General features: G+C 59.8%; 15 protein-coding genes and 1 pseudogene. 7 read left to right on the forward strand and 9 right to left on the reverse strand.

All coding sequences use genetic code 11. The features are described 5' to 3' along the window. Positions 1-32: 32 nt before the first annotated feature. Positions 33-332, forward strand: coding sequence for a hypothetical protein (locus tag PYH37_RS04205; RefSeq protein WP_280732172.1), 300 nt, complete (start codon positions 33-35; stop codon positions 330-332). A 22-nt stretch (positions 333-354) separates the two neighbouring features. Here the strand turns inward: PYH37_RS04205 and PYH37_RS04210 are convergent, their stop codons facing one another. The 6 genes from PYH37_RS04210 to arfA all read right to left on the reverse strand — a co-directional run bounded on the left by PYH37_RS04210 (position 355) and on the right by arfA (position 7270). After that, entirely contained in the window at positions 355-1275 is a 921-nt protein-coding gene (locus tag PYH37_RS04210) for an ArsR/SmtB family transcription factor (protein ID WP_280732173.1), read from the reverse strand. 133 nt (positions 1276-1408) lie between these two features. Further along, positions 1409-2233 carry a carbohydrate ABC transporter permease gene (locus tag PYH37_RS04215; RefSeq protein WP_280732174.1) on the reverse strand — a complete coding sequence of 275 codons (825 nt, stop codon included), beginning with the start codon at positions 2231-2233 and terminating at the stop codon, positions 1409-1411. A 3-nt stretch (positions 2234-2236) separates the two neighbouring features. Further along, positions 2237-3112, reverse strand: coding sequence for a carbohydrate ABC transporter permease (locus tag PYH37_RS04220; protein ID WP_280732522.1), 876 nt, complete (start codon positions 3110-3112; stop codon positions 2237-2239). A gap of 75 nt (positions 3113-3187) precedes the next feature. Beyond that, complete coding sequence (locus PYH37_RS04225; RefSeq protein ID WP_280732175.1) at positions 3188-4456, reverse strand: ABC transporter substrate-binding protein; 1269 nt, start codon at positions 4454-4456, stop codon at positions 3188-3190. Between the two features lie 137 nt (positions 4457-4593). Then, a complete protein-coding gene (locus PYH37_RS04230; protein ID WP_280732176.1) occupies positions 4594-5682 on the reverse strand; it encodes an ABC transporter ATP-binding protein in 1089 nt (362 codons plus the stop codon). A gap of 67 nt (positions 5683-5749) precedes the next feature. Next, complete coding sequence (gene arfA / locus PYH37_RS04235) at positions 5750-7270, reverse strand: arabinosylfuranosidase ArfA (RefSeq protein WP_280732177.1); 1521 nt, start codon at positions 7268-7270, stop codon at positions 5750-5752. Positions 7271-7712: 442 nt separating this feature from the next. Between arfA and PYH37_RS04240 the strand changes: the two genes are divergently transcribed. The 3 genes from PYH37_RS04240 (at position 7713) to PYH37_RS04250 (ending at position 9992) form a co-directional block, all read left to right on the forward strand. Beyond that, positions 7713-8840: a site-2 protease family protein gene (locus PYH37_RS04240; protein ID WP_280732178.1), complete on the forward strand. Its 1128-nt coding sequence runs from the start codon at positions 7713-7715 to the stop codon at positions 8838-8840. 156 nt (positions 8841-8996) lie between these two features. Further along, entirely contained in the window at positions 8997-9497 is a 501-nt protein-coding gene (locus PYH37_RS04245) for a DUF1772 domain-containing protein (protein ID WP_280732179.1), read from the forward strand. A gap of 51 nt (positions 9498-9548) precedes the next feature. Beyond that, a complete protein-coding gene (locus PYH37_RS04250) occupies positions 9549-9992 on the forward strand; it encodes a DUF305 domain-containing protein (RefSeq protein WP_280732523.1) in 444 nt (147 codons plus the stop codon). Positions 9993-10072: 80 nt separating this feature from the next. Here the strand turns inward: PYH37_RS04250 and PYH37_RS04255 are convergent, their stop codons facing one another. After that, the gene (locus tag PYH37_RS04255; RefSeq protein WP_280732180.1) at positions 10073-10558 is read right to left on the reverse strand and encodes a DUF1772 domain-containing protein; all 486 of its coding nucleotides are present in this window, start codon (positions 10556-10558) and stop codon (positions 10073-10075) included. 250 nt (positions 10559-10808) lie between these two features. On the opposite strand from PYH37_RS04255, the gene PYH37_RS04260 reads away from it, so the two are divergent. Continuing rightward, complete coding sequence (locus PYH37_RS04260; RefSeq protein WP_280732181.1) at positions 10809-12062, forward strand: S41 family peptidase; 1254 nt, start codon at positions 10809-10811, stop codon at positions 12060-12062. 33 nt (positions 12063-12095) lie between these two features. On the opposite strand, the gene PYH37_RS04265 is transcribed toward PYH37_RS04260, so the two are convergent. Together PYH37_RS04265 and PYH37_RS04270 are read right to left on the reverse strand one after the other, a co-directional pair. Continuing rightward, entirely contained in the window at positions 12096-13094 is a 999-nt protein-coding gene (locus PYH37_RS04265; RefSeq protein WP_280732182.1) for an ABC transporter permease, read from the reverse strand. 43 nt (positions 13095-13137) lie between these two features. Continuing rightward, positions 13138-14030, reverse strand: a pseudogene (locus PYH37_RS04270) (ATP-binding cassette domain-containing protein). 104 nt (positions 14031-14134) lie between these two features. On the opposite strand from PYH37_RS04270, the gene PYH37_RS04275 reads away from it, so the two are divergent. Together PYH37_RS04275 and PYH37_RS04280 are read left to right on the forward strand one after the other, a co-directional pair. After that, the gene (locus PYH37_RS04275; RefSeq protein ID WP_280732186.1) at positions 14135-15115 is read left to right on the forward strand and encodes an NAD-dependent epimerase/dehydratase family protein; all 981 of its coding nucleotides are present in this window, start codon (positions 14135-14137) and stop codon (positions 15113-15115) included. A 44-nt stretch (positions 15116-15159) separates the two neighbouring features. Beyond that, positions 15160-16149 carry a sugar-binding protein gene (locus PYH37_RS04280; RefSeq protein WP_280732187.1) on the forward strand — a complete coding sequence of 330 codons (990 nt, stop codon included), beginning with the start codon at positions 15160-15162 and terminating at the stop codon, positions 16147-16149. Positions 16150-16180: the final 31 nt, after the last annotated feature.

Here is a 16180-nt window from a genome sequence, read left to right on the forward strand (position 1 = left end):
TCTTCGCCATCCCGCTGTATAAGGAGATCGCGATGCGAGTTTTCTTTGTGCTAGTCGGATTGTCAGTAACCACCTTTGCCTACGCCCATGACGCGCCCAGCGGCTGGAAATATCCGAACTCCTGCTGCTCAAATTTAGACTGTCGTCACGTAAGCCATACAGCCATAAGCGAACGTCCCCAAGGTTATATCATCGAGGCTACCGGCGAAGTGCTTCCCTATGCCGATAGAAGGGTCCGCATATCGCCCGACGGCGAATATCATTGGTGCTCCGCCGCGGGCGAAGACCATGGAAAAACAATCTGTCTGTTCGTGCCCGCAAGGGCCTATTGAAGACGGAGGATGTCAGGCGGCATCAGAAATAGATCGTCATGACGATGTCCTGATCGAAATCGCCGAAGCCCTTGCCGAAGATATTCAAGCCGCCAGGGTTTTCGGCCTTTTCGTCAATGCCGATGCGGAACCGGATGGAATGATGGTCCGGAATGCCAAGCGACGTTATCGTTTGGGTCGACACCATGGCGCCGTCGATCCAGGTGCCACGGTCGTCGATCGTCCAGGTCTTGAGCTTGCCGTATTGCGATCCGCTGAGTTTCCACCACGCCGGTGAATACATGCCCCGGCGATCGCCGAAATCGCCGGGCGAAGTCCAATAGCCGGCCTTGATGCCGTTGATCCAGATGGAAATGTCGGAAGGCCAGTTCGCGTTGGTCGCGGGCGTTTCGGAGCTCAATTCGGCGGAGAATTCGATCTTGCGGACCGGCCGGCCGCTGACCTTGGCGTTGTTCGGGAACTTGTATTCCACGTAACCGCGCGTAAACCAGAGCAGCGCCGCCTGCATGCGCTGCGGGTCGAGAAATACCTCTTGGACGTCCAGCATGCCGATGACGTTGTTTACGGAGCAAAGCCCGCACGGAGCCTCCACCTCGAACTCCGTGAAGAGGCCGATGGGCATGCTGACCGACACGATATCGTTCGAGAGATTGGTGCGATCGTCGAAGCGGATCAGAATTTCGCCATAGATGCTAGAGCAGATCTTTTGATTGCCCTTGGATGCCTTCATCGTATGCGTCTGAATAAGACCGGCCTTTTCAAGCGACTTCAGATTCGTTGCCGCAGTCGATTGCGGAATGCCCATATGGCCGGCGATATCGTTGACGTTCAGCGGCCCCTTCTGGCGCAGAAGATTGAGGATTTCGATCCGCGTCGCAGAGCCCAGCGCCTCCACGACCTCGACGTCTTTGATCGGATCCACTGTAAGAAGCTTCGTCTCCATTCGCTGCTACTGACACTCCGGCTTGGGCGCTGGTCGATCTGCGCTGATAACACGCCTATCCGCCAATTGTCGCATTGATTTCATTTCCAGATCCCGCTCCTCAACGCATGAGGCGCGGAGCGGGCAGGTTCGATCATCCTTTTATGCCCGACGACAACATGAGCGCCTGCGTTACGCGCTTTTGAAATAGGAGATAAGCAACCGCGACCGGCATTGCCGCAAGAATGGCGACTGCCATGTCGCGCGCATATTTCACGCCGAAGGCGTCGTCGACCTGCGTGATCCCTACGGTGACGGTCATCATGTCTTCCGAGTTCGTCACCAGGAAGGGCCAAAGGAACGCGTTCCAGGCCATGATGTAGGTGATGATCGCCAGCGCCGTGGTGATCCCCCAGTTCAGCGGAAGATAGAGCCGGAACAGGATTTGAAAATCGCCGCAGCCGTCGAGCTTTGCAGCTTCGCGCAACTCTTTCGGCACGGAGTCGAAGAACTGCTTGTAGACGATCACCACCACCGGAATGATGAGCTGGGGCAGGATGATGCCGCCCCAGGTGTTGATCAGTCCGAAGCGGTACATCAGCACGAACTGCGAGACGACGAGTGCCTGGGAGGGAACCATGAAGCTCGCAAGAATAATGCCATAGAGAAGTCTTCGGCCGGCGAAGACGATCTGCGACAGCGCATAGGCGCACATCACGCTGATCAGAATGACGATGACGGTGACGCCTATGGAGGTGACGAGCGAGTTTACGTACCAGGCGGCAAGGTTGGTTTCGAACAGTGCGAAATAATAGGCCGAGAAGTTAAAGACATCCGGGATGAACGTCGTCTTCGTGACGACCTCCTGTTCCGGCTTGATCGATGTCACCACCGCCCAATAGATCGGGAAGGCCCACATGCAGGCGACGCAGAGAGTGAGGACCAGGAGAAGGATGTTACCAATGGATTTGCGTTGCATCGCTCAGCGCCCCCTTACGCGCAGCAGCTGATACTGCAGCACCGAAACGGTGACGATGATCAAGAACAGGAAGACTGCCACCGCGGAACCGAGACCGCCATGATTGAGGCGGAATGCCTCGCGGTAGACGAGTTGCAGCAGCACGTAAGTCGAATTGAACGGACCACCTTCCGTCATAAGATAGACCTGATCGAAGATCTTGAGTTGCAGGATCAATTGCAGCGTCAGGACGAGTGCCGTGACGGGCCAGATCAGAGGCCAGGTGATGCGGCGGAAGCACTGCCACCGCGTCGCACCATCGAGAGCGGCCGCTTCGTAGTAGTCTGCCGGGATGTTGCGCAATCCGGCAATGAAGAGCAGCAGGTTGAAACCGTTGGTCCACCACACGGTAACGAGCGCCACCATCGGCATCGCCCAAATGGGATCGCGAAAGACACTGATGCGTTTGCCGGTGAAGAACTCGATTGCGTATTGGGCGATGCCGAATTGCTGATCGAGCACCCATTGCCAGATCTGCGTCACGACCGAAACAGGCAGAATATAGGGGAGAAAGAACAGCACCAGAATGAGGCTCTGCAGCCACCCCTTGAGGCGCACGACCATCAGCGCCAGCCCGAGCCCGATCAGCGTGTTCGGCACGACGGTGAGCAAGACGAAATAGCCCGTATTCCACACCGACGTGAAGAAGAGTTTCTGATTGAGCAGCTTGATGTAATTATCAAAACCGATCCACCGGCCTTCGCCGATCAGCGGCGCATCAGTGAAGCTCAAGGCGAACATTTTGTAGACGGGATAGGCGAAAACCGTCAGGTAGGTGATCACGAATGGCGCGATCATCAGAACGACAGTCAGCGTCTTGCTGCGTCTCTGCTCCGTCAACAATGTAATAGTCCTCCCACTGGCGTCTCTATGAGGGACCGGCCGCCCGAGACCGGCCGGTCCACTGGCGATAGCCTACATTTGGCTCTTCAGTTCCTCACGCATCTGTTCGATCGCGTCCTGTGGATCGAGCTGGCCGTTCAAGGCGGGTACGATGAAGTTCTGCGTTGCCTCGTAGATCGGTCCGGCGACACCGGCGAGCGGCGAGACGGGATCGAAGACGGCGGTGTCGGCGAGTTTGGCGTAGGTAGCGTTCGGCTGCATTGCCTTGAACTCGGCGCTTTCGGTCACGGGCTTATAGGCCGGAATATGACCCGCACCGGCCCATGAAAGGCTATGCTCGTTCATCCACCCAATGATCTGAAGTACGGCATTCAGCTTCTCCGGCGTAATCGGTTTCGCGTCGCTGTTCGGCACGGCAAAAGCGTGGGAGTCGGCCCAGGTCGCCGGCTGACCCATCAGCACGGGGATCTGAATCGCGCCCCATTCGAAGCCGAGATTGCCGTTCTTGGCGAGGTCGGCCATGGTCGGTACTTCCCAGACGCCGTTGATATGCATCGCCGCCTTGCCCGAGGTGAAAAGGGCGATCGAGGCTTCATAGGAAATAAGCTGCGGGGAATAGCCGGACGACACCCAATTCGCCATCGAGGTCAAGGCCTTGGCCCCGGCATCGCCGGGCAGAATTTCCTCTCCGTCGATGAATTTGCCGCCCTGCTGGGAAATGAGCGTGTAGAACACGCGCCACATGGAGCCGCCCTCGTCCGTGTGCAGCGAAAGCGGATATTGCACCTTGCCGGTCGCCTTGATTTTTTCAAGCGCCGCATTGAAATTGTCGAGACCATCCAGCCCCTTCGGCAAGCCGTCATCGCCGAGCAGGCCCGCTTCTTTCAGAATAGTCTTGTTGTAATAGAGGACGATCGAGTGGACGTCGAAGGGAATACCGTAGACCTTGCCGTCGGCGGTGGCCGAATTCCAGCTCGCTTCGACATAGTTTTCCTTCTTGATGCCTGCCGCCGCAAGCTCCTCGGGCGCCAACGGCCGGAGAATTCCAGACGGTATCGCCAGCGGGAAACGCGACAGATGATAGGTCATGATGTCGGGCTGCTGACCGACGGCCGCGGACGTCTGGATCTTGCTATAGAAGGGAACGCCCCACTCGAGCGTCGTCGCGTTGATCCGGATGTCCGGATGCGTATCGTTGAACTCCTTGATGAGCGCCTTCATACGAACGCCGTCGCCGCCGCTCAAGAAATCCCACCAGGTGATATCGGTCTGCGCATAGGCGGCCGCTGAGGGCAGGATCGCCAGCGCACCCGCAAGGGCAAGTTTCAATAGCTTCTTCATGTCTCTCTCCTCCTGTCATGACACCCAGTCTGGCGGCTCGCGCCGCATTGCTTCTTGCTCGGATTTCCTCCCATCCGAACAAGCAGGTCGCTCTTTCACTCAATCCGTGGTTTCGCTGTGTATCAGAATTACGAATATCAACGCAGTCGCTCTCCCTGCCCGCTAAAGGCGAACATCTCGCCAGCATTGAGCGTGAGGCGGATCGCCTGTTTGGCATGCGGCCGCTCGTCGCCGCGGCATTCGACGATCATCTCCTCACCTGTTGCCGTCAGGACATGCAGGTAGCCGGTTCCGCCGAGTTCCTCGATGAACTCCGCGGTGGCATTGAGGGGGACGCCTCCTTCCCGATCGCCGAGCGTGACGTGTTCCGGCCGCACTCCGACGAAGATTTCTTCGCCTGTAGGCACGTTCGCCCCCGCCGCGATTTCGAACGGGACGCCCGGCGCGTCCTTGAGGTCGACGGCCAGCCGGCCAGCGCCGCTGGAGGCGACACGGGCTTTCAGGAAGTTCATGCTCGGGGAACCGATGAATCCTGCGACAAACATGTTGTCGGGATTTCGATAAAGCTCGAGTGGGGCGCCGACCTGCTGGACCACGCCCGACTTCAACACGACGATCTTGTCGGCCAGCGTCATTGCTTCGACCTGATCGTGGGTGACGTAGACCATCGTTGCGCCGATCTGGCGATGCAGCCGGGCGATTTCCATACGCATTTTGACCCGCAGTTCCGCGTCGAGATTGGAGAGTGGCTCGTCGAAGAGAAAGACACGCGGCTCACGAACGATCGCCCGCCCGATCGCCACACGCTGGCGCTGCCCGCCGGAGAGCTGGCTCGGCTTGTGGTTCAGATAGTCCGTCAGCCGAAGAATATCCGCCGCCGCTCTGACCTTCGCCTCGATCTCGGCCTTGGGTCGCCGTGCGATGGAGAGGCTGAAGGCCATGTTGTCGAAGACGGAAAGATGCGGATAGAGCGCATAGGACTGAAAAACCATGGCCACGCCGCGCTTCGAAGCTTCCCGGCGAGTGACGTCCTCGGCATTGATCCTGATCTCACCCCCGGTCGTCTCCTCGAGACCGGCAATCATTCGCAGGAGAGTGGATTTTCCGCAGCCGGACGGACCGACAAAAACTGCAAACTCGCCCTGCTCGATTTCGATGTCGACATCATGGATCACCTTCACGGCGCCGAATGATTTGCTGACGCCCGTCAACTTGATTCCGGACATTGGACCTCCCTATAATAACGATTGGTCCGGGGAGACTCCTCATACCACCCCGGGACCAATGCCCGGCTCACGCTGATGCGACGGAAATCAGAACGAAATGGTAGGATTTCGGCGGCAGCGAGCCGACGAGCGAGCCAGCTTCGTCAATGGTAAGCTCCCTCCCCGCCTTCGGAACGATGCGGTTCTGATCCTCAACCGAGTTGCCCGCCTTCAGGTCCTCGCCCTCAAGCATGTGATGCTGCAAGATGTTGACTTGGCTGAAGCCCTGCAGATCGACCGTGATGCCGAGCGGTTCATCGAGGCTGCGGTTGATGGCGAAGATCGCGATCGATTTGCCGTCCTCCTGCAGCACCGCCGAGAGATCGAGATAGGGCACGTCCTGAGCCACCTCGCAATCGTAGGTGGGGCCGGATGCCGCCACGGTGAGCGCCGTGCCGCGGCCGTATTTCGAGGCATATTGCAGCGGATAATAGATCGACTGACGCCAGGCCGGACCGCCGGCCTTGGTCAGGATCGGCGCGATGACATTGACGAGCTGCGCCACGCAGGCGATCTTGACCCGGTCGGACCGGCGAATGAAGACGTTGAGCAAGGAGCCGACGAAGATCGCGTCCTCGAGATTGTAAAGTTCCTCGAGCAGCGGCGGCGCTTCCGGCCAGTCCCAGCTTGCAATCCGTTCGCCGTCCTCCTTGCGGTCGTGATACCAGACGTTCCACTCGTCGAAGCAGATCTTGACATCGCGCTTGGAGCGCTTTTTCGCCTTGATATAATCGATGACGCCGCCGATGGTCACGATGTAGCGGTCGAGGTCGATCGCCTTGGCGTAGTAGTTGAGCGTGTCCTGCTCCTCATTGCCGAAGTACTTGTGCAGGGAGATGTAGTCGACGCTGTCGTAGCTGGCGTCGAGAACCGTCGCCTCCCATTCCGGATAGGTCTTCATCTTGTCGTTCGACGAGCCGCAGACGACCGTCTCCAGCGTCTTGTCGAAATATTTGAAAGCCTTGCTCACCTCGTTGGCGAGGTGGCCGTATTCAGCAGCACTCTTGTGTCCAACCTGCCAGGGCCCGTCCATCTCGTTGCCAAGGCACCAGATGCGGACGTTGTGCGGCTCCTTGTAACCATGCTTCGCGCGCAGATCGCTCCAGTAGGTACCGCCCGGGTGGTTGCAATACTCGAGGAAGTTGCGGGCGTCGTCCAAGCCGCGCGAACCGAGATTCATCGCCAACATCATCTCGGTCCCGGCAAGCTTCGCCCAGTCGGCAAACTCGTTGACGCCGACCTGGTTGGTTTCGCGGGTGCGCCAGGCAAGATCGAGCCGCACAGGACGCTCCGCTCGCGGGCCGATGCCATCCTCCCACCGATAGGCCGAAACGAAGTTGCCGCCGGGATATCGCACGATCGGCATATCGAGGTCGCGCACCATATCCAGAACGTCGGTACGAAAGCCGTCCCGGTCCGCATTTTCGTGGCCGGGTTCATAGATCCCGGTGTAGACCGCACGACCCATATGTTCCAGGAAGGAGCCGTAAACCCGCTTATCAACGGTCGAGATGGTGTATTCCCGGTTAAGGGTCGCTTTCGCTCGCATGGGCTTCCTCATTTATTGAATTCGATTTTGCGTGAAGCTAATCTGTATGATTTTTCATTTCAAGTAGTTTGTTTTGTATCAAAAAAACAGATAAGCAAACACCGACTGCTCGTTAGCACGGCCGATAACAGCCCATAGATCGAGATGTGTTCGTGGACGAGCTGTTGCCGCGGCCCACGCTATACGCCCACCCCGCGCGGCCGGCGTTCGGAGCCGATGCAAATTCGTTCATGGCGGCGGAACGATCCGAGACTTCATTGATTTGGAAAGAAGCCCAGCTTTGGCGGGCCCACGCCGCGCGAAAGTGGTCGTTTATGGTATCAAAGCCGCCGCTGTCATCATAAACTAAACCCGTCGCCTAAGGTGAAGACAGCCGTTATTGGGCGAGCTCTCCGGAATACGGCGGGGCTGGAACCTGAAGCACGACGGGAGCATATCGCTCATGGGTTGGTCTTTCAGAATTGGAACGATCGGTGGAACCGCAATCCGCGTTCATGTGACATTCGCGCTTCTGCTCGTCTGGATCTGGCTCATGCACTATCGGATCGGCGGAACGCCGGCGGCCCTGGAGGGTATCGCCTTCGTCATGGCGGTCTTCGTCTGCGTCGTTCTGCATGAATTCGGCCATATTGCCGCTGCGCGGCGTTTCGGCATCAAGACGCCCGACATAACGTTGCTACCGATTGGCGGCGTCGCCCGCCTTGAACGCATGCCCGAAGAGCCCGGCGAAGAATTCGTGATCGCCATCGCCGGCCCGCTCGTCAATGTGGCAATTGCGGCGGTGATCTTTGCCGTGCTTGGCACCTCGGTCGGGATGGAGCAGATGGCCGGTGTCGAGGATCCGCAGATGAGCTTTCTGGCAAGGCTTGCCGGGGTCAACGTCTTCCTTGTCCTTTTCAATATGATTCCGGCTTTTCCGATGGATGGCGGGCGTGTGCTGCGTGCCGCGCTTGCCTCGCGCCTGACCTGGTCACGTGCCACTCAGATCGCAGCGACGATCGGTCAGGGGCTCGCCTTCGTCTTCGGCTTCGTCGGCTTGTTTTACAATCCGCTGCTGATCTTCATCGGAATCTTCGTCTATCTGGCTGCGACGGCGGAAGCGCAGAACGCCCAGATCCGCGAAATTTCCGAAAGTGTCATGATCGCCGACGTCATGATCACAGAGTTCGCGAGGCTTGAGCGTTCGGCGAGTATTGACGAAGCAATCGAGGCGCTGCTCGCAACCACACAGCGCGAGTTCCCCGTGGTCGATCCGGTCGGCCATTTCGAGGGTCTGCTGACGCGCGACGACATGATCCGTACTTTGAAGGAGAATGGTCCGGCGACACCAGTCGTGTCCGCGATGCGCCGCGACGTGCCGACGATCCACTATCGAAAGCGCCTAGAGGAAAGTCTGCGCCTGATGCAAAACGCGAATTCACCGGCCGTCGCCGTGCTGGACGGTTCCGGTCGTCTGGTTGGCCTGATGACCCACGAGACGATAGGCGAGATGATGATGGTGCGCGCTGCGGCTGCCGGTCGTTTCCGCTTCGGCCACTTGCGGCGCGGCAATTCGGATATCCGAAGCTAAGGAGGACCCGGCGCGGAACCGATTGTGAGCTGACGCGTTCGGCTACTAATGCGTGATTCCTTAAATCGGAACCGATCGAGGGGATCCATGCGTATTTCAAAGTGCTACAGCGTCTAGAACAACGCACCGCGCGGCAAGAAATTCGGATTCGGCGTCATGTTCGTGGCTTTGCAGGTCTTCACGATCGTGCTCGTGACAATTGCAACGGCGCTCGCTCTCGCCCACGCCCTTGAGTGGCCGGGCAAATTGCGTCTTACGAAAGAGCAGTATTTTGCCATCCAGCCAATTTACTACCCGGGCTTCACCATTGGCGGTGCGGCCGAGCCCTCCGGTCTACTCCTCGTCGCGGTGCTCCTCTATGTGATGCCGACCGGCACGCTGGCTCATTGGCTGACCGCCGCCGCCTTCGTCGCGTTGCTGGCGATGCATGCGACCTATTGGATCTTAACGCATCCGGTGAACAACTTCTGGCTCAAGGACACTAAGCTGCTGCGAGCGGGGGCGAGTTTCTTCAAACTTGGCGCTTCGCGCGCTCCAGATGCACGGGAGGACGTGGATTGGACTGCTCTGCGCGACCGCTGGGAATTCTCACATGTGGTGCGGGCGGGACTAGGCATGGTCAGCCTGGTCTTGCTCGTGACCGCGGTCGCGCTCTAACGAGACGCCCGGCGCAGGCCGCGGCGCATTGCTAGCAAGGATAGCATCGTGATGATCTCCCATTACGGCAATCTCGCAATCAACCTTGTGATCAGCCTGGTCCTGATGTACCTCGTCATGTTCACGATGATCGACGGCCTTGGCGATTTCTATAACAATCTCAACACCTTCTACATGGCGCTGATGATGGTCGCTCCGATGGCCATCCTGATGCTGCTTATGATGGGGTCGATGTACCAGAGCAAACGGTTGAACCTCGTTCTCTACGTCGGCTTCGTTGCTCTCTTCGTTGCCGCCTTCGCGTTCATGCGGGCGCAGAGCTTCATCGGCAACGAGCAGTTCCTGCGCTCGATGATCCCGCACCATTCGGGCGCAATCCTCATGTGCCGCGAGGCCACGGTCAGCGACCCCGAGATCGTCGCCCTGTGCGGCAGGATCATCGAATCTCAGCGCCAGGAGATCGTTCAGATGAAGGGTATTCTCTCTCGCTATTGACTGGGAGAAGCTGCCCCACTCCCGCGTTTATGCTGCGGACGTCGCGCTTGTCGTTGCAACTGGCCCTCATCCGTCGTGATCTAAGGCGCCCCGCCCGGCAGGCGCGGAGCCAGGAGGGCAACGCATATCGATGCGAAGCCCAGTATTTTTGCTGCCGCCACCATCATGTGGCCGGTCTCCCATCGTAAACGAACCGCTTCGAAATCGGGCGGAATGGGGCCGGGCGCCCAAGTTGCCAATATCGCATTGGCTGGCTCGACAAGCGTGAACCACGCCGCCAGCCCCGCTGCGAGGAGACCGGCGCCGGCGAGCGCGAACCAGAAAGCAGGTCTCTCGCTGGCAAGCAGATAGGCCAGGAAGAAGGCCGTCAATATAGCCGCCACGTCGAGTGGAGCGCCGACTTTCGGGAAAAGCACGAATTGGCCGTTGAACACCGTAGCCTCGCGCCACAACTCCGGCGACCAAACGACCAGTCGCGGCGGTGCTTCCAGCACATGGGCAAACGAGGGCCCAAGGCTCAATGCCGTGAGCAACAGCGACGCCAGGGCTGTCAGATAGAGCACCATGGTTCTGTCCTTCCCCAGGGAAACCGCAGGTACGGTAGCGATGGTCCCGAACTATAGCTCTCCGTGGATTGGTCCCGAAAACAACCGCAGCGAGCCATCGAGATCGAGCGCTGACAGCCCGGCTCTACATGCAGCAAAACCAACTAGCCCTGCAGACCGGGCATGGCTCTTCACGGAATGTTGTTGATCGTAGTGCCCACGTTGGCCTGCTTCTCTCTATACTGACCCGAGAGAAACGGGAAATCGACCTATGCGCGTGAAGACGCTCGGCGCCTTGCCATTCGCGTTCCTGCTCTTGCTCATGCATGGGCAGAGCCTTGCACTTGAGCCCCCTCGTTCGGGCCACCCGGTCTTCGATCGCGCCGTCGAGCTCGTGATCGACAATTTCTATGACACGTCCGCGCTCGATCGTTTCGCCGCTGCGGTACGCAGGGAGACCCACGACGAGGCCCAGCCGCTTGCCAAGAGCAGTCCTACGCCCCGTGTCGATGCGGCGATCGCGACTATTCTCGCAGGTCTAGGGGCGTCGCACACCGCCCGCTTCACATCCGACACGATCGACTACTACGAACTTGCGGACATATTTCGTTTCGCGATCCGAAACGATATCAAGCGCTTGTTCCCGCCAAATGGCGAGCCCAGCTATGCCGGCATCGGCATGGTCACGCGGCTGGAGAATGGTTCGCGCTTCGTCAGCGACGTCTATGACGGCGGGCCGGCAGAACGGGCGGGGATCCGGGTCGGCGACGAAATTCTCTCGGTGGACGGCGCCCCCTATCGGGAAATCACGTCCTTCCGAGACAAGGTCGGACGAACTGTCGACGTACGGCTGCGGCGCGACCGTGGCGCGCCGCCGATTACCATCACGGTCGCCGTCGAGCGCTTGAAGCCGCTTCGCACCTTTGCAAAGGCGATAGAGGAGAGCGTCACGCTTACCGAAAGCGAGGGGCGCCGCATCGGCTATTTGCGGCTCTGGACGCTCTCCTCGTCCGACGGCCTAGACATCGTCGCCCGCGAGCTTTCGCTCGGCCGCCTCAAGGATGCCGATGGCGTCATCGTTGACCTGCGCGGCCGCTGGGGCGGCGGTCCGCCCGACGCGGCAGACCTCTTCGTCGGCGGCGTGCCGACTTTCCGGCTGGTCTCGCGGGACGGCAAGGACATGCTTGCGACTGTTCGCTGGCGCCGGCCGGTGGTGGCCATCATCGATGAAGGCGCGAGAAGCGGCCTTGAGCTCTTCGCCTACGCGTTGAAGGCGAACGGCATACCGCTCGTCGGAACGCGCACCGCTGGCGCGTTGCTCGCTGGGCGCGCCTTTCTCCTTCCCGATGACAGTCTATTGGAACTGGCGGTCTCCGACGCGGTGATCGACGAGGGCCTGCGCCTCGAGGGGCGCGGCGTCGATCCGGACATCCCGGTGTCGTTCAGCCTACCCTATGCGGCCGGGCGCGACCCGCAGCTCGATGCCGCAACGGAGGAGATGCGGCGCATTCTCGCCAAGGGTTGAGGCGCCGCCGTTTGCCGCCCTTTAGACTAGCCCCTACTCGCTTTGGCGGAAGTTGCGGATCCGATCGAAGAGGACGGCGAGCACCGTGGCGCCTCCGATGAAGGTTCCCTGCCAGAAGGCGTTGATGCCGAGCAAGCCGAGACTGTTGCGGATCACCTCGATCAATGCCGCCCCGACCAGCGCACCGAAGGCAGTGCCGACGCCTCCGGCGAGATTGGCGCCGCCGATGACGGCCGCGGCGATGACCTGCAACTCCATGCCCGCGCCGATATTGGTGGTGACGGCGCCCAACCATCCGGTTTGTACGATACCGGCGATCCCTGCCGAGAGGGCAGAAATCATGTAGACGGCGACCTTTATCTTTCTGACCGGCACGCCTGTGAGCGTCGCCGCGTGCTCATTGCCGCCGATCGCGAAAATATAGCGGCCGAACCGGGTCCAGCGCAGCACGAAACCGGTAAGCAGCGCCAGCACGACCATGTAGAGCACCGGGTTGGCAATGCCGAAGAACCACGCGCCACCGCCTAACGCTAGAAGCAGGTCGTGATCCGGTCCGAACTGGAAGACGACCGTGTTGTTGGAGGCGACCATTGCCAGACTCCGCGCGATCGACAGCATTCCGAGCGTCACCACGAAAGGCGGGAAGTCTAGATAGGCGATCAGTATGCCGTTGAAGGCGCCGATGAAAAGCGCGGTCCCGATGGAGGCGGCGATCCCGACTTCGATGCTGTAGCCGGCATTCATGACGACCGCCAGCACCATGCTACACAAGCAAAGGACCGATCCGACTGAGAGGTCGATGCCGCCTGTGATGATGACCATCGTCATGCCGAGAGCGATGATCGCGACGAAGGTGACGTTCCGAGTGATGTTGTAAAGGTTCTTCGCGGTCGCAAAGGAGTCGGTCGCGAAGGACAGGAAAATGCAGGCGAGAATGACCGCGATCAGAACCCAGAACGTCTGGCTGCTCAACATCGCTGCAGCCCAATTCTGCTGCCTTTGCTCGATCGTTCGCTCGAGGGTAATTGCCATTGTCGAACTCCTGTCCTGCCGAACCCCTCAAGGCCGTTTGCGGTCAAACCTGCTCGATGGCGCCGGTGATGAGGCCGGTGACCTCTTCGGGTGAACTCGCGGCGATCTGCTTGTCGGCAACCTTTCTGCCCCGCCGCATGACGATGACGCGGTCGGCGACATCAAAGACGTCCGGCATGCGGTGGCTGATAAGGACGACGGCAATGCCGCGGTCGCGCAAATGCCGGATCAGGTTCAAAACCTCAGCGACCTGACGCACGGAAATCGCCGCCGTCGGTTCGTCCATCAAGACGATCTTCGCCTCCGACAGCATGGTGCGAGCGATCGCCACGGCCTGCCGCTGACCGCCGGACATCTGCTTGACGAGGTCGCGCGGCCGCGTCTCCGACTTCAACTCCTTGAAGATCTCCCCGGCGCGCCGGTACATCGACTTGTGGTCGAGGATGCGGAATGGCCCGGCGCCCCGGCGCAACTCGCGCCCAAGAAAGACGTTGGCCGCCGCCGTCAGGTTGTTGCAGAGCGCCAGGTCCTGATGGACGATCTCGATGCCGTGCTGCCGCGCTTCCACGGGGCGATGAAGCACGAGTTCCGCCCCCTCCATACGCATCGTGCCGTTGCTCGGGCGGAAGTTGCCGGCGATCATCTTGACCAGAGTGGACTTGCCGGCGCCGTTATCCCCCATCAGACCGACAACCTCGCCCGCTTGCAGCGTAAGCGAAACATCGTTGACCGCCTGGATGGCGCCGAAATGTTTGGAAATGTTGGCGAGTTCGAGGACCGCCACAGCCGTCTACCTTCCCGAAACCTGCAGGCTTGGCGCCGCTTCCTGCCGTGTGTGCCCTCGGCCTGAAGCCGTCGCGTGGCCGCTTCCCCCGATCTCCTCCCGGAGGAACGACCGCATCCATTTACGCAAAAGCACCCAACAGCGTCAATCAACTGCCCTGTAAATAAGGCCGGATATACGCGGAAAATCATATTGTAATACGAATATCCGTTGACGTTCGAAGCGCGCCGATATTAGCTATCGGCGGGAGGAGAGCATGCTGATCCTTGTCACCGGAGCAACGGGCAAGGTCGGGCGGCACTTCATCGCTGGGCTGCTTGACGATGCGCGTTTTTCCAAGGCGCGAATACGTGCACTTTGCCACAATCGCCCATACGCTGAGACGGACCGCGTTGAGGTAGTCCGCGGCTCGATCGCGGATCGCGACCTCGTGGCCCGGGCGCTCGCCGGCGTCACGCATGTCGTCCATCTCGCCACCTGCAAGGAAACTCCCGAAAGCGTCATGGACGTGACGGTCAAGGGCCTCTTCTGGCTGCTTGAGGAATTCCGCACGAGCGCCACTGCACGCCAGTTCATTCTGATCGGCGGCGATGCCGCAATCGGTCATTTCCACTACCGCCATGACAGCCCGATCACGGAGCGTGCACCGCACCAAGCCTATCCGGGTTGCTATGCCCTGTCCAAGGTCCTGGAAGAGGTGATGCTGGAACAATACGGCCTCCAGTACGGCCTCAACGCCTGCTGTCTGCGCGCTCCGTGGATCATGGAGAAGGACGACTTCAAATATTCGTTGTCATTCGGCGACGACGTGTTCGGCGCGCCGGACTGGAAGACCCTGGTCCCGGAGCCGGATGCGAAGCGCTATGCGAGGGATGGCACCGTGCCGCTGCTGCGCGACGCAGACGGGCGGCCGCTGAAACGCAACTTCGTGCACGTCGACGATCTGGTATCGGCAATCCTTGCGGCGATCGACAGTCCGCGCGCCGTCCGCCAACTCTTCAACATCTCAATGGATCGGCCGGTCGATTACGGTGAAGTCGCTGCCTATCTCGCCCGCAGCCGCGGTCTTGCCTCGGTCGACATACAAAGCCAGTTTCACTCGAACTGGATGGACAACAGCAAGGCTAAATATCTGCTGGACTGGCGACCCGGCTACGATCTCGAAAAGCTTATCGACTCGGCCTGGCAGTACGAGCGTTCGGAAAACGATCCGCGCATCGTCTGGTATCCGGGTTGATCTGTGCGCGGACATAGTGTCCGTTCGTTTCAAGGGAGGAAGGAATGAGGAAGGCATTATTGCTTGCCGCCGCCGTCCTGGCGTTCACTGCCGGAACGGCTCTGGCCCAGAAGAAGCAGCTTGTCATCGTCGTCAAGGGCCTCGACAACCCGTTCTTCGAGGCAATCAATCAGGGTTGCCAGAAGTGGAACAAGGAAAATCCCGATTCCGAATTTGAGTGCTTCTATACCGGCCCGGCATCGACGTCGGACGAGGCCGGCGAAGCGCAAATCGTCCAGGACATGCTCGGCAAGGCCGATACGGCTGCGATCGCCATCTCGCCCTCGAATGCCAAGCTTATTGCGCAAACGCTGAAGACCGCCAATCCGACTGTGCCGGTGATGACACTGGATGCTGATTTGGCCGAAGAGGACGCTGCCCTTCGCAAGACCTATCTCGGTACCGACAATTACCTGATGGGCTTCCGCATCGGCGAATACATCAAGAAGGCCAAGCCGAACGGCGGCAAAATCTGCACGATCGAAGGCAATCCCGGCGCCGACAATATTCTGCGCCGCGCCCAAGGCATGCGGGACGCGCTGACTGGTCAAAAGGGCCTCACGGAGCTCAAGGGCGAAGGCGGCTGGACGGAAGTGGCGGGCTGCCCGGTCTTCACCAATGACGATGGGGCCAGGGGCGTGCAGGCGATGACCGACATTCTCGCCGCCAATCCCGACCTCGACGCCTTCGGCATCATGGGCGGCTGGCCGCTCTTCGGCGCGCCGCAACCCTATCGCGACCTGTTTAGGCCGATGGCGGACAAGATTGCCAAGAACGAGTTCGTCATTGGCGCTGCCGACACGATCGGTGAGGAAGTTGCTATCGCGCGCGAAGGTCTTGTCACCGCTCTTGTTGGGCAGCGCCCCTTCGAGATGGGCTACAAGGCTCCGCAGGTCATGCTGGAACTGATCGCCGGCAAGCCGGTCGAGGATCCGGTGTTTACCGGTCTTGACGAATGCACAAAGGATACGGTCGACACCTGCATTCAGAAGTAGCGTATCACGGCAGACGGGCCGGCAGCCTCGC

Origin of the sequence: Sinorhizobium numidicum, assembly GCF_029892045.1 — a bacterium.
In the GTDB taxonomy this organism is placed as follows: domain Bacteria; phylum Pseudomonadota; class Alphaproteobacteria; order Rhizobiales; family Rhizobiaceae; genus Sinorhizobium; species Sinorhizobium numidicum.

Bases quoted from the DNA above. Each gene is read 5' to 3' on its own strand.
- PYH37_RS04205 (WP_280732172.1), top strand. From the start codon at position 33: ATGCGAGTTTTCTTTGTGCTAGTCGGATTGTCAGTAACCACCTTTGCC.
- PYH37_RS04210 (WP_280732173.1), bottom strand. From the start codon at position 1,275: ATGGAGACGAAGCTTCTTACAGTGGATCCGATCAAAGACGTCGAGGTC.
- PYH37_RS04215 (WP_280732174.1), bottom strand. From the start codon at position 2,233: ATGCAACGCAAATCCATTGGTAACATCCTTCTCCTGGTCCTCACTCTC.
- PYH37_RS04225 (WP_280732175.1), bottom strand. From the start codon at position 4,456: ATGAAGAAGCTATTGAAACTTGCCCTTGCGGGTGCGCTGGCGATCCTG.
- PYH37_RS04230 (WP_280732176.1), bottom strand. From the start codon at position 5,682: ATGTCCGGAATCAAGTTGACGGGCGTCAGCAAATCATTCGGCGCCGTG.
- arfA (WP_280732177.1), bottom strand. From the start codon at position 7,270: ATGCGAGCGAAAGCGACCCTTAACCGGGAATACACCATCTCGACCGTT.
- PYH37_RS04240 (WP_280732178.1), top strand. From the start codon at position 7,713: ATGGGTTGGTCTTTCAGAATTGGAACGATCGGTGGAACCGCAATCCGC.
- PYH37_RS04245 (WP_280732179.1), top strand. From the start codon at position 8,997: ATGTTCGTGGCTTTGCAGGTCTTCACGATCGTGCTCGTGACAATTGCA.
- PYH37_RS04250 (WP_280732523.1), top strand. From the start codon at position 9,549: ATGATCTCCCATTACGGCAATCTCGCAATCAACCTTGTGATCAGCCTG.
- PYH37_RS04255 (WP_280732180.1), bottom strand. From the start codon at position 10,558: ATGGTGCTCTATCTGACAGCCCTGGCGTCGCTGTTGCTCACGGCATTG.
- PYH37_RS04260 (WP_280732181.1), top strand. From the start codon at position 10,809: ATGCGCGTGAAGACGCTCGGCGCCTTGCCATTCGCGTTCCTGCTCTTG.
- PYH37_RS04265 (WP_280732182.1), bottom strand. From the start codon at position 13,094: ATGGCAATTACCCTCGAGCGAACGATCGAGCAAAGGCAGCAGAATTGG.
- PYH37_RS04275 (WP_280732186.1), top strand. From the start codon at position 14,135: ATGCTGATCCTTGTCACCGGAGCAACGGGCAAGGTCGGGCGGCACTTC.
- PYH37_RS04280 (WP_280732187.1), top strand. From the start codon at position 15,160: ATGAGGAAGGCATTATTGCTTGCCGCCGCCGTCCTGGCGTTCACTGCC.